We start from the raw sequence: 2,996 nt of genomic DNA on the forward strand, positions 1-2,996 counted from the left end.
CGTACGGTGGTGTGAGAGGGGCTAGAGACTATCCCCTACTCGATTATAAAAAAATGATATTGGTAGCAAAAATACGAACTTTTTGGTATTATAGTAGAAAAAGAAAGGCGTTTTCACATTTTTTTGAAAAAATATTGCTTTACAATTGAACGAGAAAGTGAATTTTTTGTAGATTTTCAAAATAATTTTAAAGAAGTATAGTAATTTACTTGAATCTTCTCTAAAAAGGTAGTATAATAAAAACATAGAAAACGCTTACAGAAAAGAGGGGGTATTATGGATAAAAGAGAAGCTTTGCGCACCTTTATGACAGGAGAAAATTTTCACCTTCAGCATTATCTAGGAGCACATAAGGAAGAGCTAAATGGAGAGTATGGTTATACTTTCCGTGTTTGGGCACCTAATGCTCAGGCTGTCCACTTGGTTGGTGATTTTACCAACTGGATTGAAAATCAGATTCCAATGGTAAGAAATGACTTTGGGGTCTGGGAAGTCTTTACCAATATGGCTCAAGAAGGGCATATTTACAAATATCATGTCACACGTCAAAATGGTCATCAACTGATGAAAATTGACCCTTTTGCTGTCAGATATGAGGCGCGTCCAGGAACAGGAGCAATCGTAACAGAGCTTCCAGAAAAGAAATGGAAGGATGGACTTTGGTTGGCACGAAGAAAACGTTGGGGCTTTGCTGAACGTCCTGTCAATATCTATGAAGTTCATGCTGGCTCATGGAAAAGAAATCCTGATGGTAGTCCTTATAGTTTTGCCCAGCTCAAGGATGAACTCATTCCTTATCTCGTTGAAATGAACTATACTCATATTGAGTTTATGCCCTTGATGTCCCACCCTTTGGGGTTGAGTTGGGGGTATCAGCTTATGGGTTACTTCGCTTTAGAGCATGCTTATGGCCGACCAGAGGAGTTTCAAGATTTTGTAGAGGAGTGTCATATCCATAATATTGGGGTTATTGTGGACTGGGTACCAGGTCACTTTACCATCAATGATGATGCCTTAGCCTATTATGACGGGACACCGACTTTTGAGTACCAAGACCATAATAAGGCTCATAACTATGGCTGGGGCGCTCTCAATTTTGACCTTGGAAAAAATGAAGTCCAGTCCTTCTTAATTTCTTGCATTAAGCATTGGATTGATGTCTATCATTTGGATGGTATTCGTGTGGATGCTGTTAGCAACATGCTCTATTTGGACTATGATGATGCTCCATGGACACCTAACAAAGATGGGGGAAATCTCAACTATGAAGGTTATTATTTCCTTCAACGCTTGAATGACATTATTAAGTTAGAATATCCAGATGTGATGATGATTGCAGAAGAAAGTTCGTCTGCAACCAAGATTACGGGAATGAAAGAGCTTGGTGGTCTGGGATTTGACTACAAATGGAATATGGGCTGGATGAATGATATCCTCCGTTTCTACGAAGAAGATCCGATTTATCGTAAATATGACTTTAACCTAGTGACTTTCAGCTTTATGTATGTTTTCAATGAAAATTATCTCTTGCCATTCTCGCACGATGAAGTCGTTCATGGTAAGAAGAGTATGATGCATAAGATGTGGGGAGATCGTTACAATCAATTCGCAGGCTTGCGCAATCTCTACACTTACCAAATTTGTCACCCTGGTAAGAAATTGCTCTTCATGGGTAGCGAATACGGTCAATTCCTAGAATGGAAATCTGAAGAACAGTTGGAATGGTCTAACCTAGAAGACCCAATGAATGCTAAGATGAAGTATTTCACTTCTCAGCTAAATCAGTTTTACAAAGACAACCGCTGTCTGTGGGAAATTGATACCAGCTATGATGGTATTGAAATCATTGATGCAGATAATCGAGACCAGAGTGTTCTTTCCTTTATTCGTAAGGGTAAAAAGGGAGAAATGTTAGTCTGTATCTTTAACATGGCACCTGTTGAACGGAAAGATTTTACAATCGGACTACCCGTTGCAGGAATTTACGAAGAAGTATGGAATACTGAGTTGGAAGAGTGGGGAGGCGTTTGGAAAGAACATAATCAAACTGTTCAAACGCAAGAAGGACTATGGAAAGATTATGAGCAGACCTTAACCTTTACCCTACCGGCTATGGGAGCAAGTGTTTGGAAAATCAAACGTCGCTTGAAATCTGCAAAAACCGTTACAAGTAAAAACCAAAAAGGAGTAGAAAATGAAGAATGAAATGTTAGCTTTGATTCTTGCTGGTGGGCAAGGAACTCGTCTCGGTAAACTCACTCAAAGCATCGCAAAACCAGCTGTGCAATTTGGTGGGCGCTATCGTATCATTGACTTTGCCCTATCAAACTGTGCCAACTCAGGGATTCATAATGTGGGAGTCATTACACAGTATCAACCTCTTGCTCTCAACAACCATATTGGGAACGGTTCAAGCTGGGGACTAGATGGTATCAATTCTGGTGTTTCTATTCTTCAACCTTATTCTGCCAGTGAAGGGAATCGTTGGTTCGAAGGAACTAGTCACGCTATTTACCAAAATATCGATTATATCGACAGTGTCAATCCTGAGTATGTCTTGATTTTGTCTGGGGACCACATCTACAAAATGGACTATGATGATATGCTCCAGTCTCACAAGGATAATAATGCCAGCTTGACAGTAGCAGTTTTAGACGTCCCTCTTAAAGAAGCGAGCCGTTTTGGTATCATGAATACTGATGCCAACAATCGTATTGTTGAATTTGAAGAAAAACCAGCTCAACCTAAATCTACAAAAGCTTCCATGGGAATCTACATTTTTGATTGGCAACGTCTTCGTAATATGTTAGTCGTCGCTGAAAAGAGCAAGGTTGACATGTCAGACTTTGGTAAAAATGTCATTCCAAATTACCTTGAGTCAGGTGAAAGTGTCTATGCCTATGAATTTAAAGGTTACTGGAAAGATGTTGGTACCATTGAGTCACTTTGGGAAGCCAACATGGAGTACATTTCTCCAGAAAATGCCTTGGATAGTC

The 2,996-nt window shown here is 39.7% G+C and carries 2 protein-coding genes; both read left to right on the forward strand.

Annotation, left to right across the window (positions count from 1 at the left end):
* Positions 1 to 276 precede the first annotated feature (276 nt).
* Positions 277 to 2,205 (forward strand): 1,4-alpha-glucan branching protein GlgB, encoded by a 1,929-nt coding sequence (glgB, locus tag SMIDD26_RS05580; RefSeq protein ID WP_061439414.1) that lies wholly within the window; start codon positions 277 to 279, stop codon positions 2,203 to 2,205.
* A partial coding sequence (locus tag SMIDD26_RS05585; protein WP_061439416.1) for a glucose-1-phosphate adenylyltransferase occupies positions 2,195 to 2,996 on the forward strand: 802 nt, incomplete at its 3' end. The genes glgB and SMIDD26_RS05585, both read left to right, overlap by 11 nt.

The sequence above is a fragment of the Streptococcus mitis genome (assembly GCF_001579035.1).
Taxonomy (GTDB): Bacteria; Bacillota; Bacilli; order Lactobacillales; family Streptococcaceae; genus Streptococcus; species Streptococcus mitis_J.